This is a genomic window from Rhodovulum imhoffii, from assembly GCF_003046545.1.
Taxonomy (GTDB): domain Bacteria; phylum Pseudomonadota; class Alphaproteobacteria; order Rhodobacterales; family Rhodobacteraceae; genus Rhodovulum; species Rhodovulum imhoffii.
Genome location: NZ_QAAA01000007.1, coordinates 37,574 through 57,925 on the forward strand (window position 1 = coordinate 37,574; position 20,352 = coordinate 57,925).

The 20,352-nt window shown below is 65.1% G+C and carries 20 protein-coding genes; 10 read left to right on the plus strand and 10 right to left on the minus strand.

Going from position 1 to position 20,352, the window contains the following annotated elements; all coding sequences use genetic code 11:
• Window positions 1–10: 10 nt before the first annotated feature.
• The 7 genes from C8N32_RS07280 (at window position 11) to C8N32_RS07315 (ending at window position 8,653) form a co-directional block, all read left to right on the plus strand.
• Entirely contained in the window at window positions 11–1,258 is a 1,248-nt protein-coding gene (locus C8N32_RS07280) for an MFS transporter (protein WP_107891945.1), read from the plus strand.
• A gap of 407 nt (window positions 1,259–1,665) precedes the next feature.
• Window positions 1,666–2,112, plus strand: a complete 447-nt coding sequence (locus C8N32_RS07290; protein WP_107891949.1) for a DUF411 domain-containing protein — start codon at window positions 1,666–1,668, stop codon at window positions 2,110–2,112.
• Between the two features lie 89 nt (window positions 2,113–2,201).
• The gene (serB, locus tag C8N32_RS07295) at window positions 2,202–3,080 is read left to right on the plus strand and encodes a phosphoserine phosphatase SerB (protein WP_107891951.1); all 879 of its coding nucleotides are present in this window, start codon (window positions 2,202–2,204) and stop codon (window positions 3,078–3,080) included.
• 120 nt (window positions 3,081–3,200) lie between these two features.
• Entirely contained in the window at window positions 3,201–4,706 is a 1,506-nt protein-coding gene (locus tag C8N32_RS07300; RefSeq protein ID WP_107891953.1) for an SLC13 family permease, read from the plus strand.
• Between the two features lie 24 nt (window positions 4,707–4,730).
• Window positions 4,731–5,861, plus strand: a complete 1,131-nt coding sequence (locus C8N32_RS07305) for a capsular polysaccharide export protein, LipB/KpsS family (protein ID WP_107891955.1) — start codon at window positions 4,731–4,733, stop codon at window positions 5,859–5,861.
• 71 nt (window positions 5,862–5,932) lie between these two features.
• On the plus strand, window positions 5,933–6,955 hold the full coding sequence (locus C8N32_RS07310; RefSeq protein WP_107891957.1) for an aspartate-semialdehyde dehydrogenase: 1,023 nt from the start codon (window positions 5,933–5,935) through the stop codon (window positions 6,953–6,955).
• 102 nt (window positions 6,956–7,057) lie between these two features.
• Window positions 7,058–8,653 carry a DUF4139 domain-containing protein gene (locus C8N32_RS07315; protein WP_107891959.1) on the plus strand — a complete coding sequence of 532 codons (1,596 nt, stop codon included), beginning with the start codon at window positions 7,058–7,060 and terminating at the stop codon, window positions 8,651–8,653.
• Here C8N32_RS07315 and C8N32_RS07320 read toward each other — a convergent pair.
• From C8N32_RS07320 to C8N32_RS07330, 3 genes are read right to left on the minus strand one after another with little or no spacing between them, the layout of a single operon-like run.
• Window positions 8,650–8,961: a DUF190 domain-containing protein gene (locus tag C8N32_RS07320; protein WP_107891961.1), complete on the minus strand. Its 312-nt coding sequence runs from the start codon at window positions 8,959–8,961 to the stop codon at window positions 8,650–8,652. The genes C8N32_RS07315 and C8N32_RS07320 overlap by 4 nt on opposite strands.
• A 3-nt stretch (window positions 8,962–8,964) precedes the next feature.
• Complete coding sequence (locus tag C8N32_RS07325) at window positions 8,965–9,942, minus strand: sodium-dependent bicarbonate transport family permease (RefSeq protein WP_107891963.1); 978 nt, start codon at window positions 9,940–9,942, stop codon at window positions 8,965–8,967.
• A 53-nt stretch (window positions 9,943–9,995) separates the two neighbouring features.
• The gene (locus C8N32_RS07330) at window positions 9,996–10,646 is read right to left on the minus strand and encodes a carbonic anhydrase (protein ID WP_107892135.1); all 651 of its coding nucleotides are present in this window, start codon (window positions 10,644–10,646) and stop codon (window positions 9,996–9,998) included.
• Between the two features lie 148 nt (window positions 10,647–10,794).
• On the opposite strand from C8N32_RS07330, the gene C8N32_RS07335 reads away from it, so the two are divergent.
• The 3 genes from C8N32_RS07335 (at window position 10,795) to C8N32_RS07345 (ending at window position 13,437) form a co-directional block, all read left to right on the plus strand.
• Window positions 10,795–11,142, plus strand: a complete 348-nt coding sequence (locus C8N32_RS07335; RefSeq protein ID WP_146159689.1) for a hypothetical protein — start codon at window positions 10,795–10,797, stop codon at window positions 11,140–11,142.
• A gap of 79 nt (window positions 11,143–11,221) precedes the next feature.
• Window positions 11,222–12,604: a leucyl aminopeptidase family protein gene (locus tag C8N32_RS07340; protein ID WP_107891967.1), complete on the plus strand. Its 1,383-nt coding sequence runs from the start codon at window positions 11,222–11,224 to the stop codon at window positions 12,602–12,604.
• Between the two features lie 2 nt (window positions 12,605–12,606).
• Entirely contained in the window at window positions 12,607–13,437 is an 831-nt protein-coding gene (locus tag C8N32_RS07345; RefSeq protein ID WP_107891969.1) for a C40 family peptidase, read from the plus strand.
• On the opposite strand, the gene C8N32_RS07350 is transcribed toward C8N32_RS07345, so the two are convergent.
• The 7 genes from C8N32_RS07350 to C8N32_RS07380 form a co-directional block, all read right to left on the minus strand.
• Window positions 13,434–13,889 (minus strand): NUDIX hydrolase, encoded by a 456-nt coding sequence (locus C8N32_RS07350; RefSeq protein WP_244905905.1) that lies wholly within the window; start codon window positions 13,887–13,889, stop codon window positions 13,434–13,436. The genes C8N32_RS07345 and C8N32_RS07350 overlap by 4 nt on opposite strands.
• Before the next feature lie 91 nt (window positions 13,890–13,980).
• On the minus strand, window positions 13,981–14,511 hold the full coding sequence (gene idi / locus C8N32_RS07355) for an isopentenyl-diphosphate Delta-isomerase (RefSeq protein ID WP_107891973.1): 531 nt from the start codon (window positions 14,509–14,511) through the stop codon (window positions 13,981–13,983).
• Window positions 14,508–15,689 carry a geranylgeranyl diphosphate reductase gene (locus C8N32_RS07360; protein WP_107891975.1) on the minus strand — a complete coding sequence of 394 codons (1,182 nt, stop codon included), beginning with the start codon at window positions 15,687–15,689 and terminating at the stop codon, window positions 14,508–14,510. The genes idi and C8N32_RS07360 overlap by 4 nt, the downstream gene beginning before the upstream one ends.
• Before the next feature lie 5 nt (window positions 15,690–15,694).
• Window positions 15,695–16,984 (minus strand): BCD family MFS transporter, encoded by a 1,290-nt coding sequence (locus tag C8N32_RS07365; protein ID WP_107891977.1) that lies wholly within the window; start codon window positions 16,982–16,984, stop codon window positions 15,695–15,697.
• On the minus strand, window positions 16,984–17,889 hold the full coding sequence (chlG, locus tag C8N32_RS07370; protein ID WP_107891979.1) for a chlorophyll synthase ChlG: 906 nt from the start codon (window positions 17,887–17,889) through the stop codon (window positions 16,984–16,986). Before chlG ends, C8N32_RS07365 begins: the two co-directional genes overlap by 1 nt.
• 42 nt (window positions 17,890–17,931) lie before the next feature.
• Complete coding sequence (gene ppsR / locus C8N32_RS07375; protein ID WP_107892138.1) at window positions 17,932–19,359, minus strand: transcriptional regulator PpsR; 1,428 nt, start codon at window positions 19,357–19,359, stop codon at window positions 17,932–17,934.
• 22 nt (window positions 19,360–19,381) lie between these two features.
• On the minus strand, window positions 19,382–20,176 hold the full coding sequence (locus C8N32_RS07380) for a cobalamin B12-binding domain-containing protein (RefSeq protein ID WP_170106753.1): 795 nt from the start codon (window positions 20,174–20,176) through the stop codon (window positions 19,382–19,384).
• Window positions 20,177–20,352 lie beyond the last annotated feature (176 nt).

Here is a 20,352-nt window from a genome sequence, read left to right on the forward strand (position 1 = left end):
GAAGGAACCCATGGCCGCACCCTCCCCTTCCCGGACGGTCGTCATACGCCGCGCCTGGCGAAACTGGGCGCTGGGGGCGGCGTTCGTCGCGGTCGTGTTCGTGCTGCAATCGGGCTACGCCATCACCAACCTTTCCGTTGCAGCGGACCTGGGCCTGACGCTGGCGCAGGTCGGGCTGGTGGGGGCGGTCTATACCTGGGTTTTCGCAGTCGCGCAGCTTGGGTCCGGGGCGATGCTGGATCAGGTGGGCGCACGGCGCTGCCTGCCGGTGGCGGCCGCGTTTCTGACGGCGGGCGCGCTGGTGTTCGCGGCAGCGACCGGATACCCGATGCTGATCGCCGGGCAGGTGCTGATGGCGCTGGGCGGGGCGTTCGGCTTTGTCGGCGCCGGGTTCATCGGCGGGACATGGTTTCCGCCCGCACGCTATGGGGTTATGTTTTCTCTGGTGCAGTTCGTGGCCTCGGGCAGTGCGCTGCTGGGGCAGCGAACCCTTTCCGCCCTGATCGCGCGGCCGGAATTCGGCTGGCAGGAACTGATTGCCGGCGTGGCTGGTCTGGGCGGGATCGTAACGGTGCTGATGGCACTGTTTTTGCGGGACCCGCCCGGATTCGCCGGGACGCGCTGGCGCGGGCTGACGACATTCGCACACGGCCTCCTGCGGGCGCTGGCACAGGTGGCGGGGCTGCGCACAAGCTGGGTCAATGCGCTGATCGGGGCAGCGACATTCGGGGCGCTTTTCGCCATGGGGGTGGTCTGGGGACCGCGCCTGCTGATCGCGACGGGTTTCGAAACCGCTCAGGCCTACGGGTTGGCCTCGCTAAGCTGGCTGGGGCTGGCACTTGGGGCGCCGGTCATTTCCTGGGGGGCGGGCAGGGCCGGGCGGCTGGTCCTGGCAATGCGGCTGGCCTGCGGGGGGCAGCTTGTGACAATCGGGGCATTGCTTTACGCACCGCCACACTCAACCATGCTGACGGGCGGGCTGCTGTTTGCCTTCGGCTTCATGGCCGGCGGGTCGATGTTGCCCTATCCCATCGCCGCACGGCTGGTGCCACAAGCCCTGATCGGAACCTCCGCGGCAATGGTCAACGCGATACAGTTCCTCGCCAGCGGCCTGTTGATGGCGGGACCCGGCAGCCTTCTGGAAACAACCGGACAGCCCCCGGCCTTCGACGATTACCGGCTGGCGCTGCTGCTGCTGCCGGCGGCGCTGGCGGGGGCGCTGGGCCTTTCGGTCGTTCTGCGGGATCCCCCGCCCTGAGGCTTCGCCCCTCCCGACCCGGCACGCGAACGAGCGGCGCAGGTGGCAAATCCCGAAGCGGCGAAAGGAGACACCGCCGGGGCAAACCCCGCAAAGGCCCGATGGCGTGGCGGCACCCGCCCTGGAACTTGCCGGAGGTCGGGAGGTCCCACGGCAGCCTGCGCGACAAGGACACCGCAAGGTTGTTGCACGGGCGGGCTCGCGACGACCGTTTCGGGCACCCAAAGGGGTGGCCGGACGCACAGGACATGGCGGACAAAGACCAAAGCTGTTTTTACGGGGGCATGCCGCTACGTTTTCACGCACCCTGACAAACCGGTGAAGCATGCGCCGCGGGCTTGAGCTTCCAGCAGGGGGAACGTCCATGACGAATGCATGATTCACATGACGCATCGAAAGGCCCTGTCATGAAGACGATGATAACAACTCTGTTTGCGGCTCTGGCCGGCTTACAGGCGCTCGCCGAACCGACCCCGATCGACGTTTACAAGACAAGCACCTGCGGCTGCTGCACCGCGTGGATGTCCCATCTGGGGGAAGAGGGCTTCGCCCCGAACGGTCGGGATGTGGAGTATGACGCGCTGACACGGTTCAAGCAGCACAGCGGCGTGACCCCTAGTCTGGCCTCCTGCCATACTGCGCGGATAGCGGGATACGTGATTGAAGGGCACGTGCCGGCACAGGACATTCGCCGTCTTCTGGAGACCCGGCCCGAAGCCATAGGCCTTGCGGTGCCGCAGATGCCGCTTGGCTCTCCGGGCATGGAAATGGGCGACAGCCGCGACGCTTTCGACGTGTTGCTGATCCGCGCGGATGGCTCCTCTGAAGTGTTCGCGAGTTATCCCGCAAACTGAATGGCCGAGCACAAGCGTGCCTTCCTCTGGCCTTGCCGGTCAAGCTGCGCTATTGCGCGGCAAGCCCCGCAAGCCAGATCGGACCCGCCATGCATATCGTCACGCTTCTTTGCAATCCCGCCACCCCCGTGCTGGAGCCTGCCACCGTCGAGGCGCTGCGCAATGCCTGGGGCGGGGACACGGCCCATTGGCTGGCACAGGGCGTGGCTGCGGAATTCCCGGTTGCAACCCTGCCCGACAATTTCTGGCAGGTCTGGGAAGAAATGCAGGCACTGAGCATCGACCTTGCCGCCCAGCCCGCCAAGGGTCGGCGCAAGCGCCTTTTGATCGCGGACATGGATTCGACCATGATCGGGCAGGAATGCATCGACGAACTCGCCGACGAGGCAGGTGTCGGCCCCCGCGTTGCGGAGATCACTGCTCGTGCCATGAACGGGGAGCTCGGCTTCGAAGGAGCCTTGCGCGAACGCGTTAGGCTTTTGAAGGGCCTGCCGGTTTCGGTCATCGACAAGGTCCTGAGCGAACGTATCACCTATACGCCCGGCGGTGCGACCCTGATCGCCACGATGAAAGCCCACGGCGGCTACGCGCTGCTGGTTTCGGGCGGTTTTACCCATTTCGCGGCGCAGGTTGCAGAGGATCTGGGGTTTGACGAATACCGTGCCAACACCCTGCTGACCGAAGATGGCGTGCTGACCGGCAAAGTGTCGGAGCCGATCCTTGGCCTGGACGCCAAGGTCGCCACGCTCCGGGAGGTGGCGGCCCGCCTCGGCCTGACGCCAGCCGAAGCCATTGCCGTGGGCGACGGAGCGAACGACCTGGGCATGCTGAACCTGGCGGGCACGGGGGTGGCGCTGCATGCGAAACCCACCGTCGCGGCGCAAAGCGACCTGAGAATCAACCACGGCGACCTGAGCGCCTTGCTGTATCTTCAGGGATACAGCCAGCAGGAGTTTTCCGTCCCCTGACGGGGGAACCCTTGTGCGATGCGGGGGGGACATGACGCCGCGCCCGTGGTGTCTTCCGGTCTCCCCATATCTCACGTGTATGCGTCGGCCGGCACGGCGCAACAGCACTGGACAATGGCGATGCAAAACACTTCCGTACCGCTTTCCACACGCCCGACCGACGACCCCAGCCAGCCGATCGGTGCGGGGCGGTTGCTGGGGCTGGCGGCAGGTCCGGCGCTGGCCCTGACAACGCTGGCCCTGCCCGTCCCGGAAGGCCTGGCACCCGAAGGGTGGCGCATGGTCGGGCTGGCGGCGTGGATGGTCGTGTGGTGGCTGAGCGAAGCCGTCCCCCTGCCCGCCACGGCCCTGCTGCCGCTGATCTACATTCCGATGTTCGGAATCGATACCATGCGCGCCGCCGCAGTGCATTTCGCGGACCCCCTGATCTTCCTTTTCCTGGGCGGCTTCATGCTGGCGGCGGCGGTACAGAATGTCGGCCTGCACCGGCGGATCGCGCTGCACATCGTGGCGGCGGTGGGCGATACACCCGAACGGATCGTGCTTGGCTTCATGCTGGCCACGGCTTTCGTGTCGATGTGGATCTCCAACACCGCGTCCTCGATCATGATGTACACGGTCGGGCTGTCGGTGGTGGAATTCGTCCGCCACACAGCCCGGGACGAGAACGCCGTGCGCCGCTTTGGGGTCGCGCTGATGCTTGGCATCGCCTACGCCGCCTCGATCGGGGGCGTGGGAACACTGATCGGGACGCCGCCCAACGCAATGCTGGCCAGCTTTCTGAACAATACCTACGGGCTGGAAATCAGCTTTTTCACCTGGATGCTGGTCGGCGTGCCGGTGGTGCTGATCCTGTTGCCCATCGCATGGGTGATGCTGTCACAGGTTCTGTTCAGAACCGAGGCCGGGGCGCTGGGCAAGGCCGGGCAGATCGTGCGCGACGAGATTCGCACCCTCGGCCCCATGACCGCGGGGGAGCGTCTTGTCGGGGCGGTTTTTCTGGCCGCCGCCGCCGGATGGATGCTGCGCATGCCGCTGGCCTCGCTTACGGGGCTGCCTCTCAACGATGCGATGATCGCTCTGAGCGCGGCACTGGTGCTGTTCGCGGTGCCGGTCTCACGGCGGCACGGGCACTACGCCCTGACATGGGACGTGGTAAAAGGCCTGCCGTGGAACGTGCTGATCCTGTTCGGCGGCGGGCTGGCGCTGGCCGGAGGCTTCGCCACCACAGGGCTGGCGGAATGGATCGGCAGTGCCGTCGCCGGGATTGAGGTCAGCACCGTGGCGATGATCCTGCTGATCCTTGTCGCCATCGCCTATCTCAGCGAAGTGACCTCCAACACCGCGTCCACCGCCGCCTTCCTGCCGATTCTGGGGGCGGTGGCGGTTGGTCTGGGTCTGGAAGCACAGGTCCTGACCGTGCCGGTGGCACTGGGGGCTTCGATGGCCTTCATGATGCCCGTGGCCACACCGCCCAATGCGATCGTGTTTTCCTACGACCGGATGCGCCTGTCGGACATGGTGCGCGCGGGCGCGGCGCTGAAGGTCATCGGTATCGCCACGGCTTTCGCGGTATTCATGCTGGTCGGCCCCGATGTACTGGGATTCAGCCTGGGGGACGGCTAAGCTGCGGCCGGAAAGGAGCCGCCGATGATCGCCTGGCTTGCCGGCTGGACCAAACGCAAGGATGCCCTGTTCACCGCATTGGCGGCAGCCGCGGGCGGCGGGGTGCGCCTTCCGGCGATCGGGCTGTCCCTGCGCGGCTTCTCTGAAAGCGGTGCCCGCGCCCGCGCCGCGCTTGCGGTGGCCAAACGTCAGCCGCACGGACGCGCGGGACGGTGGCTGAAGCTTCAGCTGATCCGCGCACAATACAACTGGTCACGGCATTATTTCACCCGCCACCCGGAACGCGTAGCCGCCTGCTGGAACGGACTGACCGGCTCCCGCCGGGCGTTCATGGAAGGCGCGCGCGATGCGGGGGCCGCACGGCTCTACCTTGAACTGGCCCCTTTCCCCGGGCGGGTCACGCTGGACCATACCGGGGTGAACGCCCGGAACAGCCTGCCGCGCGATCCGGCGTTTTACCGCGGCTGGGCCAACACTCCGGAACGCCGGGGCGAAGGCTGGCGGGCGCTGGGGAAAAACCTGACCGCGCGGGCTTCGCGCCGTACCGATGTGGGGCAGGCGGGGGCGGACGCCCTGCACGGTGCCGGGCCCTTCCTGTTTTGTCCGTTGCAGGTGCCCAATGACAGCCAGATCACGCTCTTCTCCGGCTGGGTCGGCAGTGTGGCCGGAATGCTGGAAGCCCTGGCCGGGGCCAGCGACGCCCTGCCCGAAGGCTGGCATCTCCGGGTGAAAGAGCACCCCTCCGCGAAGACCTCGCTTGCCGGTGCGCTGGGGCGGGCGGTGGCACGGGCAAACGGCCGGATCGTGGTGGACAACGCCACCGATACCTTCGCCCAGGTGGCGGCTTCCGGCGGGGTCATCACCATCAATTCCTCGGTCGGGTTACAGGCGTTTTTCCACGACAAGCCGGTTCTGGTTCTGGGGCAGGCCTTCTTTGCCATCCCCGGTCTGACCACCCCCGTCAGCGGCCCCGACGCCCTGCGCACCGCCCTTTCCGCCCCGGCGGATGCGGGGTTCGATCCGGCCCTGCGCGCGGCTTTCATGAACTACCTCGACCAGGTCTATTACCTCAGGGTCGTCGATACCCCCGCGGGCCTGCGGCTGGACGGCAACGCCATTGCGCAAAAGCTGGCGGCTGCCCGCGCCGCTGTGTGAAGCCTCTTTCGCCGCGCCCCCCTTTCGGGTATGGCTGCCCGCGCTAACGCGAAAGACGCAAGGAGACCCTGATGGGCTATAAGGTCGCTGTCGTGGGCGCCACGGGCAATGTGGGCCGCGAAATGCTGAACATCCTGGCCGAGCGCCAGTTCCCCGTGGATGAGATTGCCGCGCTTGCCTCGCGCCGCAGCCTCGGCACCGAGGTCAGCTTTGGCGACACCACCCTGAAAACCCGGAATCTGGAGCAATTCGACTTCTCCGGCTGGGACATTGCGCTGTTCGCCATCGGCTCCGATGCCACGAAGGACTACGCGCCCAGGGCCGCCAAGGCGGGCTGCGTGGTGATCGACAACAGCTCGCTCTACCGCTACGATCCGGATGTGCCGCTGATCGTGCCCGAAGTGAACCCACAGGCGATTCACGGCTATGCGAACAAGAACATCATCGCCAACCCGAATTGCTCAACCGCGCAGATGGTGGTGGCGCTCAAACCGCTGCACGACCGCGCCACGATCCGGCGCGTGGTCGTCAGCACCTACCAGTCTGTCTCCGGCAGCGGCAAGGACGCGATCGACGAGCTTTGGGACCAGACCAAGGGCATGTACGTGCCCGGCCAGGAAGTCGCGCCCAGCGTCTATCCCAAGCAGATCGCGTTCAACGTGATCCCGCATATCGACGTGTTCCTCGACGACGGATCGACCAAGGAAGAATGGAAAATGGTCGCCGAGACGAAGAAGATCGTCGATCCTGCGATCAAGGTCACCGCCACCTGCGTGCGGGTCCCGGTTTTCGTCGGTCATTCCGAGGCGATCAACATCGAATTCGAGGAGTTCCTCGACGAAGACGAAGCCCGCGACATCCTGCGCGAAGCCCCCGGCATCATGGTGGTCGACAAGCGTGAGGATGGCGGCTACGTCACGCCAGTGGAATGCGTGGGCGATTTCGCCACCTTCATCAGCCGTATCCGGCAGGACAGCACCATCGAAAACGGCCTCAACCTGTGGTGCGTCAGCGACAATCTGCGCAAGGGCGCGGCGCTGAACGCGGTACAGATTGCAGAGCTTCTGGGCCGCGAGGTTCTGAAAAAGGGCTGATTTCCGCCCATTTCGTCACGAACCCGGGGGCGCCTTAAGGCGCCCCTTGTATTTCGCACCCTCCGGGTCCCAACTTTCACCCATACCGACCGGAGATCCTGCATGCGTAAATTGCCCTTTTTTCTTGCCCTGCTTCCCCTGCCCGCCCTGGCCGACGACATCGCACTGAACGGAACCGTCAGCGCCGTGACGCTTTATCCCCAAGGGGCAACGATTACCCGTGAGATGCCCTTTTCCATGCCGGCAGGCCAGCACCGGCTGATCCTGACGGATCTGCCCCGCGACACACCCCTGGAACGGGTCCGCGTTTCGGTGACCGGCGCACGGATGGGCGGCGTGACAACGCGGGCGGATTTCGTCCCTCCCCGCGATATTACCGACCCCCCTGCCCTGGCGCAGGCCCGTGCCCGCGTCGAGGCCGCCGAGAACGCCCTGCGCGCCGCCCGCGCCGAGGTAGAGACGATCCGGCTCGAACAGACTGCGGCGCAGGCCCAGGTGAATTTTCTCGGATCCCTGTCCGGGACCGGGGCGGATCTGAGCGCCGATGCCGTGCGCAGCCTCGCCACAACCGTGGCGCAAGAGACCCTTTCCGCTCTGCGCGCCGCCCATGATGCCGCCCAGCGAGCCGGGGCCACCGAGCGCGCGCTCATACCGCTGGAGGAGGATCTGGAGAACGCCAAACAGGCCATGGCGGCATTGGTGCCCGACGAGGGTCCGCGCGCAATGCTGTCGGTGGCGGTCTCGGCGGAGACTCCGGCCCAAGGCATGCTGAGCGTCACCTACACCATCCCGGAGGCTGGCTGGACCCCGGTTTACGACCTGCACCTGACCCGCGCGACCGGCGCGCTGACGATCACCCGTGGTGCGTTCATCGAACAGCACACCGGCGAAAACTGGAACGGAGTGACACTGACCCTTTCCACCACACGCCCCAGCGAACAGACCGCCCCAAGCGAGATCGTCCCGCTGTTGCGCCGTATCTTCGACCCGCAGCCGATCGCCCCCAAAGCCCGGCTGATGGCCGATGACGCCCCGATGGCGCTTGCCGAATCCGCCCCGATGACCGCGCAGGCGGATTTCGATGGGATCTCGGTTAGTTACGGGTATTCCGCGCCGGTCAACATCGCCACCGGGGCGGACCGTCTGCGGCTGATCCTTGGAGAGATTTCCCTGCCCGCAGCTCTTCGGGCAGAGGCCGCGCCACTGTGGGACAGCAGTGCCTTCCTGGTAGCACGGGCCAGGAACGACACGGGTGAACCGCTCCTGCCCACGGGGCATGCGATGTTTTACCTCGACGGGCGCTTCGTCGGCCAGCAGCCCCTGGACCTGATCCCGGCAGGGGCGGAGGCACAGTTTGCCTTCGGCCCGATCGACGGGTTGCGCCTGACCCGAACCGTGATCCGCAACGAAGGCGACCGGGGCCTGATCTCCAGGTCGGAGGAATGGCAGGAAACGGTACGCCTGAAGGTGGAAAACCTTACCGGAGACAACTGGCCGCTGCGGGTCGTCGACCGTATCCCCTATGCCGAGCAGGAAGATCTGAAGATTACCTGGTCCGCCAGCCCCGAACCGGCGGAAACCGACCCGGACGGCAAGCAGGGGGTCATGGCGTGGACCTTCGACCTACAGGCGGGCGCTACCCGGCAAATCGAGCTGACCCACCGCATGAGCTGGCCGGAAGGCAAGATCCTGCGCTAGAAACGGCCCGGGCGCAACACCTCGCAATCGGTGACGCAAACGACACCGAGGTGACGCTCCAGGACGGCGAACGCGGCCTCCAGCAGCGGCTGGAGGCGGTCCTCGGACAGGATGCATATCACGCAGACCATCCCGCCGGCCCGGCTGACCTGCCCCTCGCGGCTCCATTCCCCCGAGCGGCCATAGCCCCCCAGAACCGGCAGGATGGTGTAGCCCGCCACTCCGGCCTCTTTCAGCGCACGGACCAGGCGGCGTTCCATCGGGGCCTCTATGGTAATTTCGACACGTTTCGCCTCATGGGTCTGCATCGGTTATCCTCCTGTCGTCAGGCTGGCCAGGGCCACATAGGCCGGGATGCCAAGGGTCAGGTTGAACGGGAAGGTTACGCCCAGCGAAAGCGTCAGGTACACAGACGGGTTCGCTTCCGGAAGGGCGACGCGCATGGCCGCCGGAACCGCGATATAGGACGCCGACGCCGCCAGCGTCATCAGCAACACGACACCCCCGGTCGAAAGATTCAGCGCCAGCCCGGCAGCCAGCCCGAACAGACTGCCCACAAGCGGCATGAGAACGCCAAAGGCCAGAAGGCCGGGGGTAATCACCTTGCCGCTGGCACGCAGGTTACGCCCGGCGACAAGCCCCATGTCCAGCAGGAAAAGGCACAGTACCCCCTTGAACGGGGCCACGATGAAGCTGTCGATTTCCGCCAACCCCTCGGGCCCGGTGATCCAGCCGATTGCAAACGCCCCGACCAAAAGCACGATGGACCCGTTGAGCAGGATCTCCCGCCACAGCCCCGCGTCGATCCCGCCGCCACCGCCCTTGCGAACCACCAGCCAAAGTGCCGCGAGAATCGCCGGGGCCTCCATGATCGCGGCGACGGCAACCATGTAGCCTTCCGCCCCGATACCACGGCTGGCCAACACCGAACTGGCGGCAACGAAGGTCACGATGGAGATGGAGCCGTAATGCCCCGCCACCGCGCCCGCATCCACGACGCTCAGCCGTGTCATGGCCCGCAAAAGCGCGAAGGCCACGAAGGGCAGCAGCACGGACAGTACAATCCCTGTCCCCAAAGACAGAATCAGCGTGCCATCCAGGCCGTGGCCGGCCACGCTTGCCCCCCCTTTGAAACCGATGGCAAAAAGAAGATAGATCGACAGCGCCTTTGCCGCGGCCTCCGGCACGCTGAGATCGGAACGCGCCAGGGCGGCCGCACCACCCAAGGCAAAAGACAGGATGATCGGCGAAATCAGGTTTCCCGCCGCAAGATCGAGTATGTCGGACACAAGACCCTCCCCGGTTTTCTAAGGACATAGAGCCGGGTGGCGCGTGTTTAATCCTAGACCGGCAAAAATGCCTTTTCCGTTTCGTCATAATACTCGACCGCACCGGCGCCGATGTCATTCCAAAGCGCATGCACGGTCAGGTCGCCCGCCTCCACGGCCTCACGCACGAAGGGGAAGGTCATCAGGTTGTTCAGAGAGGCCAGAACACCTTCCTTTTCCATCGCGCGCAGCCGCTCGGCTTCGTTCCCGATATGGGCAAGCCGCTCATAGGTCGGGCGCAGGATATCCATCCAGCGGCCGATAAAGCTGCTTTTTTCCTCCAACTCCGGTGCTTTGCCCGAACACATGTCATGGCAGCCGCGCACACCGCCACAATTCGAATGCCCCAGAACCAGAATATGCGGCACCTTGAGTTGCGTCACCGCGTATTCCAGCGCCGCCGAGGTCCCGTGATGGTCGCCGTCCGGCGCGTGCGGGGGAACCAGGTTGGCGATATTGCGGTGTATGAAAAACTCCCCCTCGTCGGCACCAAAGATCGAGGTCACATGTACCCGCGAATCGCAGCACGAGATCACCATCGCCCGAGGGTGCTGGCCTTCCTGTGCCAGGCGGCGATACCACGCCTTGTTGTCGACGAAGGTCGTCGCCCGCCAGCCCTGATACCGCTGAACCAGATAGCCCGGCAAAGGTTTCGCATGCTGCATCTGTGCCTCCATGGTGTTCCGCCGGACATCTGTAAGGAGCATTTGCGCCAAGTTCGAGCGATTTCTTGCCGCGCGGGAAACCGGGTGTCGAGTTTCTCTCCCCCAATCTGCCAAAGGGGAGCGAGCGAATTTACGCGTGGGAAGGTCGGTGGCACGAATTTCCGTTTTGCGACAGAATGAGACCCTGTCCATGGATGTCGAGCAGATTGCGGATCTCTATATCGGGCTGGGTGAGGCACGCGCAAACCGGCTGATCTCCGCAGCGATGCGGGTGTTGCACACGGATATCCGCACACTGACGGACAGCCACCGGCCCGACCCGGAAGTCGCGTTGCGCGCCTCTGATCTTGCCGGGACGCTGGGTCTGACGGGGTTGTCGCGCCGCCCTCGCGGTGGAGCAAGCCGCCCGGTCGCAGGATACGCATGCGACCCGGGTCACCCGGCACCGGATGCAGGCGATCGCCCGGCGCACACAGGACATCGTGAAGGCGCTTGACGAACGCACCGCCTGAACCCGCTTGCGGGCGCACGCAAAGGGCGTAGTTTGAGCCAATCCAACAACAAGAGAGGCCAGCATGCCCGCCAGTTTCGCACCCGCCACCGCACGAACCATCCCACTGCACGTGATCGAAGAGTCCGCTCTGGCGAGCTGGTGCGCCGCACTGCCCGATGCGCAGGCGGCATGGCTGAAGGCCACCGGGTTTTCCGCCGCCCTTGGGGAGGTTGCACTGCTGCCCGATACGCAAGGCGGGATTTCAGCGGCGGTCGCCGGGTTCGGGACCGCGGCCAAACGGGCGCGCGGGCGGTTTCACATCGCCGCCGCGGCGCCAAAACTGCCGGAGGGCACTTACCGGATCGCCACCTTTCCAGAGGCGGGCGACCCGGCGCAAGAAGCCCTTGGCTGGCTGCTGGCCGGCTACTGTTTTACCCGCTATCGCGACCGGGGGGGGCTGAAGGCCAGGCTGGTCGCCCCCGATGACGTCGACGCCGCGCGGCTGGAAACCATCGCTGCCGGGGAGTTCCTGACCCGTGACCTGATCAACACGCCCGCCGCCGATATGGGCCCCGATGCCCTGGAGGAGGCCACTGCCGGCCTTGCCGCCCGCCACGACGCGGCCTTTACCTCCATTCGGGGCGATGCCTTGCTGGACCGGAATTTTCCATTGATTCACGCCGTGGGCCGTGCCGGTCCGCAGGCCCCACGCCTTCTGGACCTGCGCTGGGGCAAGATGGGCCCGGCCCTGACACTGGTCGGCAAGGGGGTGTGTTTCGACACCGGCGGGCTGAACCTGAAACCCGCCGGCTCCATGGGTCTGATGAAAAAGGACATGGGCGGCGCGGCCACCGTGCTGGGGCTGGCAAGAACGATCATGACCCTGAAGTTGCCGCTGCGTTTGCGGGTGCTCGTCCCGGCGGTGGAAAACAGCGTCGCTTCCGCCTCCTTCCGCCCCCAAGACATCCTGACCGCCCGTAACGGCCTGACGGTGGAAATCAACAATACCGATGCCGAAGGGCGCCTTGTGCTGGCCGACGCGCTGGCGCTGGCCGCCGAGGAAAGGCCGGACATGCTCGTCTCCATGGCAACGCTGACCGGGGCGGCACGGGTTGCCGTGGGGCCGGACATCGCCCCCTATTACACCGGCTCGGACAAGTGGGCGCATGTGCTGGGCCGCACCGCCCGGCAAGAGGCCGACCCGGTCTGGCGAATGCCGTTCCACACCCCCTACGAGACAATGATCGAACCCGGCATCGCCGATCTGGACAACGCTCCGGGCGGGGGATTTGCCGGGTCCGTCACGGCAGCCCTATTCCTGCGCCGCTTCGTGGCCGAGGTTCCGTACATACATTTCGACATCTACGGCTGGCAGCCCGCTGACGCGCCCGCCCGGCCCAAAGGTGGCGTTGGCCAGGGCGCGCGCGCGCTGCTGGCCGCACTGCCCGAAATGCTGGAGATCTGAACATGGACCCCCGCATCACCCCGGCCAATGCCCATGTCGCGGCCCGCAGCCTCGAGGGTCGGCTGCAGGCCCCCCGTTTCGTGGACCCGAAGGCCCGGCGCATCGGCCCGCCGGTCGCGGACCTGCTGCGCACCCCCGCAGGCCTACGGGACCGGCAATTGCTGCACGGAGAAAGTTTCGAGGTCCTGGAAATCCGCGACGGGTACGCCTTTGGACAGGCCGGGCGGGACGGTTATGTCGGCTACGTCACGGCCGAGGCGCTGACCGATCTGCCAGAGCCGACCCATATCGTCGCGGCGCGCGCGACCCACGCCTACCCCGCACCCGACATGAAACGTCCCGAGCTTTGCGGTCTGAGCTTTGGAACCCGGCTGAGGGTGGTCTCCGCCTCGGGAAATTTCTTTGAAACGGCCGAGGGCTGGTTCGTGCCCAAACCGCATCTGCGCCCGGCCAATGCGCCTTTCAAGGACCCGGTGACCATTGCGCAACTGTTCTTTGGCACACCCTACTTATGGGGGGGGAATTCAGCCTGGGGAATTGATTGCTCGGGGCTGGTCCAGGCGGCATATCTGGCCTGCGGCCTGCCCTGCCCCGGCGACAGCGACCAGCAGGAGGAAACCCTTGGCACCGCCCTGCCGCCGGACAGCCCGGTCCAGCGCGGCGATATCCTGTTCTGGAAAGGGCATGTGGCGCTGGCGGTGGACGATCGCGTGATGATCCATGCCAACGCACACCACATGGCTGTGGCTTATGAACCCGTTGCCGATGCCATCGCGCGGATCGTGGCACAAGGCGACGGGCCATTGACCCACCACAAGCGCCTGCTGCTTTAGGCGACTTTCAGGAGGGACTTCAGAATGGGCGCCCGAACGGGCCTGGCCTGCAACTGGTCCAACAGATCGGCCAGGCCTTGCTCTTCCACGAGACGCGCGGCCTCTTCGGGCGAGAACCAGCGTCGCTGACGTTGGGGCTTCTCTTTCCACCGCCGCTCCACCCGGTCCACGACCAGGGGATAGATCACCACCTCACAGGGCAAAACACCGCCCTCCTCCAGCCGCTTTTCATAGCTGAAATGACCCATCGCCTCGCTCAGGATCCTGCCGCGCACGCCAGCCTCTTCCAACGCCTCGATCTCGGCGGCTTCCCAAGGGGCCTTGCCTTCCATCGGCCAGCCCTTGGGCAACACCCAGCGCCGTCTGCGGCGGGACGTAACCAGCAGAACCTTGATTTTCCCGTTTTTGCGGCGCCGGAAAGGCAGCGCCGCAACCTGCTGACCATTTGACACGATACCCTACCCTGCCCGTTTATTGTCTTTACAACATTATAGCGCAAAACGGCACTCCTGACAGGAGGTCATCGAAATTTCACAAATGGATTCAGACGGCCGCATCTTCCCCGAAGATACTTTCCCGGTGCCGGGCCAGGTAAATCCGAAGCCAGGGGGTATAAGCTCCGGCGTTTTCCTCAACCTCGCGCATCAGATCCGGCAGGGCGATCCAGCGGGCATCCATCACCTCATCGGGGTTCAGGTCCAGCTTCAGGTCAGGGCCGGCCGGGGCGGTGAAGATATCCACGATCTCGTGCTCGACCAGGCCGTTGCCCACGTCGGCGCGGTATTCGACGCGGTCCCGGTGCGTCAGGGTCAACCCGGTGATCCCGAGTTCCTCCCGCAGGCGACGGGTGGCGCAGTCTTGCGCACTTTCGCCCCAGTCGGGGTGCGTACAGCAGGTATTCGCCCAAAACCCCGGCGTGTGGTACTTGCCCAGCGCCCGGCGCTGGATGAGAACCTTGTCGCCCTCCATCACGAAGACCGAGATCGCCTTGTGCGGGAGACCCTTCCGATGGGCTTCCAGTTTCTCGACAGGGGTGAGTTCGCCATTGACCCAGGCCGGGATCATCACGCTCATGTCCGCAGCGGCGACACGAGGCCCGTCAGGTGGGCGATGTTCTTGATCCCGATCCTGAGATGCGCCAGCGGGCGTTTCCTGACCAGCTTCTTGTTCATGTAAGCCTCGAAGGTCAGGCGTTGCACATCCACATCATGGCACAGCGAAACGAAACGCTCACGCCGCTCATCGGTGTGGTAATAGGAATCCTGCATCGCCTGCAGCGCGCGGAAGACATTCTTGTGTTCCTTCATGAAGGTCCGGCGCGCCAGTTGCAGATCCTGCGCCCGGCCCGAAGCCAACGCGGCCTGTACCGCCTGCGCGGCCACGCGGCCACCGTACATGGCATAGTAAATCCCTTCACCCGAAGATGGCGCCACAACCCCGGCAGCATCGCCGGCCAGCACCACGTCACGGTCGTTATCCCACTTGTCCAGCGGCCTGAGAGGGATCGGCGCGCCCTCCTTGCGCAGGGTTTCGCATTGGGCCAGACCGGCGCGCTGGCGCAGTTCCGCGGTGGCTTCCTTCAGGTCGAAACCGTCCACACCCGTTCCCATTCCGACCGAGCAGGTCTTCCCGTGCGGAAATACCCAGCCATAGAAATCGGGGGAAATGCGGCCGTCATAGATTACATCGCAACGGTTGGGGGCATAGTTTCCAACCGCTTCGGGGGCGTCGATGATCTCATGATAGGCGATCACATAGGGGATCTTGTCTCCGCCGGGCACCTCGGCCCGCGCAACGTCGGAACGCGCCCCGTCGGCACCGATGACATATTGCGTTTGCAGATGCTTTTCCTCGCCGCTTTGCTTGTCGCGGAAAACGAGGGCGGTCCGGCCCTCATCCCGTTCGAGTCTCAGGAAGGTGCCGGTAAAGCGGTGCGCCCCGGCCTTCTCGGCCCGCGCGCGCAGAAAAGGGTCGAAATCCTTGCGATCCACCATGCCGACAAAGCCGTTCTCGATCGGAATATCCACGTAGCGACCGGTGGGCGAAATCATCCGCGCGGTGTCGATCTTGGCCACAAGCTGTGCGTCGCGGATGTCGAAATCCTTCATCAGGCGCGGAGGAATGGCCCCGCCGCAGGGTTTGATCCGGCCTTCCCGGTCCAGAAGCGCCACGCGTTTGCCCACGCGGGCGAGATCCTCGGCTGCGGTGGCCCCGGCGGGTCCGCCCCCAACAACGACTACATCATAGCTCATTCTCATCACTCCCCGGGAACCAGCCCCGCGTTTTCGGTTGTCGGCCGCTTGCCGTCCATGATCCGGATCGCCATCCACGCGGACAGGCAAAACAGGATCGCCTCTGCCAGGAACACCACGCCGAAGGCCGGTGCGTCACTCATCACGGTCCTCAGGGTATCGGCGGAGGCGGCCCCCAAAAGGCCCCCAAAACCGGCGGCAATCGCCTGCGCCGCCCCCCAAAGACCCATGCGCGTACCCTCACGGGCCTCCCGGCCTTCGCCAGCCAGCGCCATCATCGCCCCGATAGCCGCCACCGCGAACATGCCGTTGAAGACCCCCATCGTCACGACCGCAGGTATCAGCGGCAGGTGCGGCGCATAGATCCCCAGCGCCGCAACCCCCAGCAGCGCCGCCGCCGACCCAAAGCACCCCGCCACAACCCAGGCCCGCAACGACCCGATGCGCAGCCCGGTGGACCCGATCCCCACCACGATCATGCCAAGGAAAACGCCCCCGTTCTGCGCCCCGGACAGCGAGGTGGATTGCCCCGGCGTGAACCCGAACACCAGCCCGGAATAGGGTTCGAGGATCAGTTCCTGCATGAAATAGGCGGACATGGAAAGAAACACGAACAGGGTGAAGTTACGCGCCTTTCGTTCCCCCCAAACCTCCTTCAGCCCGTCCCGGAAGGGCATCTCATCGGGTTCACGGCGGACGATCACGCGACGTTCGATCCCCCATACCGCCAGAGAGGTCAGGATCACCGCGCCGATCGTGACGGTTGCGACAATCTCCATCAGCAACCGGGGCGAATACGGATCCAGGAACATCCCGACAGTCCCCGCGGTAACGGCAATACCCGCGATCATCATCAGCCAGGTTATGGTGGCCGCCGCCCCCCGGCGCTCCGGTGCGGTGGCTGTCGCCAGAAGCGCCAGAAGCGAAGTCCCCGACGCCCCGACCCCAAGCCCGATCAGCGTATAGGCCAGAACCGACAGGAACAGGCCCGGCCAGAAGTGATCGGCCATCACCAGCACGCCGGATGCCGCTGCGAACCCGCCCAGAGCCAGAACGGCCATGCCCCCGACGATGAACCGCGTCCGCCGCCCGCCGGTATCCGACAGAAACCCCCAGCTTGGGCGCGAAATCTGGATACCGTAATGCAGTGCCACCAGCATCCCCGGCAGAACAGCGGGCAGGGCCAGTTCCACCACCATCAGGCGGTTCAGCGTCGAGGTCGTAAGCACCACGATCGCGCCCAAGCACATCTGCACCAGGCCGAGACGAACGATCTGGAGCCAGTTCAGCGTCATCACGCCCCCCCGAGAGAGCGAATCGCAAAGGCCGAAATCATCATGCCGGTCACGTAAAGACCCACACCCACGCCGTTATACCAGGGGGCCTTCCCCTTCGGGTCCCGCATCATCACCGACATGGCCCAGAACTGCACCACAAGCACGGCGCTCACACCGGCGGCATGCCACGGGCGGTCCCACAACGTCAGAAGGCCGATCACCACCACTTGCGGCACCGCCATCACGACGCTGGCAACCCAGGCGGCCTTTTCCGGCCCCAGCGTCACCGGCAGGGAGTTCACGCCCATCTGCCTGTCGCCTTCGAGAGCCTTGAAATCGTTCAGCGTCATGATTCCGTGCGCACCGATGCCGTAAAGCAGCGCGACGATCACCACATGCCCCGACGGTGCCCCGGCGGACAGAACCGCCGCGCCGGTAAACCATGGCAGAGTCTCGTAAGACAGCCCCACAAGGCCGGGCCCCCACCAGCCGGATTTCTTCAGCCGCACGGGTTCGGCGGAATAGGCCCAGGCCGCCAGCACGCCCAGCACGGTCGCCCCGAACCCCCACGGGCCAAGCTGCCAGCCGATCACCAGCGCCAGCAAGGACATGGTCAACGCAATATAAAGCCCCCAGCGCCCCGGAATCCGGCCCGACGGGATCGGGCGGTAAGGTTCGTTTATGGCGTCTACGTGGCGGTCGCACCAGTCGTTGGCCGCCTGGCTCATGCCGCACACGACCGGCCCGGCCAGGAAAACCCCCAGCGCCACCAGCCCCGGACGAGACAGAGGCGACACACCAGACGATACCGTGCCACACAGATACGCCCACATCGGCGGAAACCACGTGATGGGCTTGATCAGCGTCAACATCGCGGCGGGTTCCGGCCACTGCCGGGCGGAGGCGTTGGAAAGATCGGTCATATGCACGTTTGCCCGCGGGGCATGGTCCTGTTCTGCGCGGCGTCAGTCCGCCGCGGCGTTTCTGTTCAGAAGCCCGTATTTACGCAGCTTCACGTAAAGGCTCTGGCGCGAAAGCCCAAGCATCTCGGCCGCAGCGACACGGTTGTTGCGCGTCAGTTCCACCGCCGTTTCGATGCACATCTTTTCCACCACATCCGTGGTTTCGGCCACAATGTCCTTTAATGACGCGGTCCCGACCAGTTCCATCACGCTGCGCACCGCATCGTCGGAAACGGCGACACCGGGCTTGCGGACGACTTCCATGCGGCTGGCATCCCGAATCACGAAGACCAGCGCGGGATGCGCGACGTCAGCCAGATGGGTCACCGAAATCTCAACCGAGACCTGCGCGCCGTAATCCCCGGCGAGTTTGGTCGCAAACATCCGCATCTGTCCGGACCGAATGGCATTTTCCACCAGAACCCGCAGATCCACGCTGCCCCGGACCAGATAATCCGCCAGCGAATGCCCTTTGACCGAGGACATGTCCGGCGCATCGGCAAGCCCGAGGAAACTGTCGTTGGCCGAAAAAATGATGCCGTCCGTATCGGTGAACACGATGGCGTCAACCCCCGTGTGATACATCGCACCCAGCCCTTCGGTCAGATCGTCCGATACGCCGACGGCGGCGATGGCGGGTTCAACACGGCAGAGGATAAGCTGATCCCCCGCCGCGCGAAACGCCTTTGGCGTGACAAGAACGCGCAGTTCGCTGCGGCGCAGGTGCAGATCCAGCGGGCGCACGGTGTCGTCCCGGGCGCTGGCGGCAAGCTCTTGCAGGAATTCGCCCTGACGCCGGCCCTCGAACTCCTGCGCCAGAACCTGTCCCATCAGATCCTCGCGCGGCAGACCGATCAGGGCAGACGCCGCCGGGTTGACATCCACGACCCGCCCGGCCCCCACCGATATCAGCACGAAAGCCTCGGACGTGGCCTCCAGCAAAACCCTGTACCTTGTGTCGTATTCGCGCTGGACCTCGTAATCCCGCTCCAGCGCCATCTGGGCCTCGATCAGCTGCATCTGCATCTCAGCGATCGGGCGCAAATCCCGCCCCATCATAAGAAGCACGGTTTCATCGGGTCCGATCAGGTGAAAGGTATAGCGGATCGGAAATTCCCACTGCTCCTTGTCGCAATGGTTCAGTTCCACCACCGGCTTTTCCGCATCCCGCCCGTCCGCGAAAGCGGCCAGTTGCCGCTCCAGCTTGGGCTGGCTGTCAGAGGTCAGAAAATCGCGCAGGTTCTCCCCTTCCCAGGAGCTGAGATCGCCGAAACCCGGATGCGTCGGGTTGACCAGAACCGACAGTACGCGCCCTTCCCTCGAAATCACGAGCGACAGGTCAGCCGCATGGGTAATGATATCCCCCAGCAGTTCCGGCGCGATCAGGGGAATCGCGCCGCTGGCAAGAAATCTGGACCCGCGGGAACTCACCGCATCGCTCCTTTGGCAGCCGTCATCGCGCACTCTCTCGCTGTGTGGCATGCAGGGCGGCCTTCATCCCGCAAAGGCGCACCGCCTCACGCGGGTCCGAGGTGGCGAAATCCGCCCCCGTGACCGCCCGCGCATCCCTGACCTGTTCGAGGATCGGTCCGCCGATCACGACCGGAACCGCCGCGGCACAGGCCCCGCGCAAACTGCGGACAAGGGCGCAAAGAACCGGCACGGGGGTCGCTCCCGACGCGGAAATCGCAACCATGTCGAAACGGCGCTGCCCGATCTTTTGCAAGATCTCTTCCTCATCTTGCCCCAGGCACAACGAAACGGACAGGCCAAGCCTGCGAAACTGGCTGGCCGCCGCGATGCCGCCCAGAGTATGAAACTCATTAACGGGAACAACAATCAGAATGTTGGGGGCGTCAGGGGACACGGGGCCGTTTTCCGACCACAGCCGCCCCGCATCGTGCAGCAGCGCCTGCAGACGTGCCGCCGCCAGGGTAACCTCGGCAAAGCCCAGATCATCCTGCGCCCAGCGATCGCCCAGAACCCGCGCGGCGGCGGGGGCGTACCCATCCATGACCGCTGCGGCCGAAACCCCGTGGCCACGCAAAACCTCCAGCGCCGGGGTCTTCAGGTTGCCGCCCGGCCGCAGAAGGGCCGCGCAAAACGCGGTGAGCAACTCTGCCTCAACCCTTTGTCCGGACAGATGCGTCTTGGACGCAAGCGCCGAAAGAACCTGCGATACGAGCGATTCCACCCCCCCCGGACGCGAGGGGGCTTCCCATTGTTCGGACGGTACCGTTTCGGCCATGTTCAGCCTCCCAGAAGACCGACTCGTCCCCATGGACCTGAAGGCCCGCCCCCTGCGCCGCACACCGGGTGCGCCAAGATGTCAGCAGGAGTTGACACGGGTGGTCCCTTCACAAGCCCGGAATCATCCATAATACGGTTAACTCCAAATAAAAACGGGGATTTTTCCCCATCCGG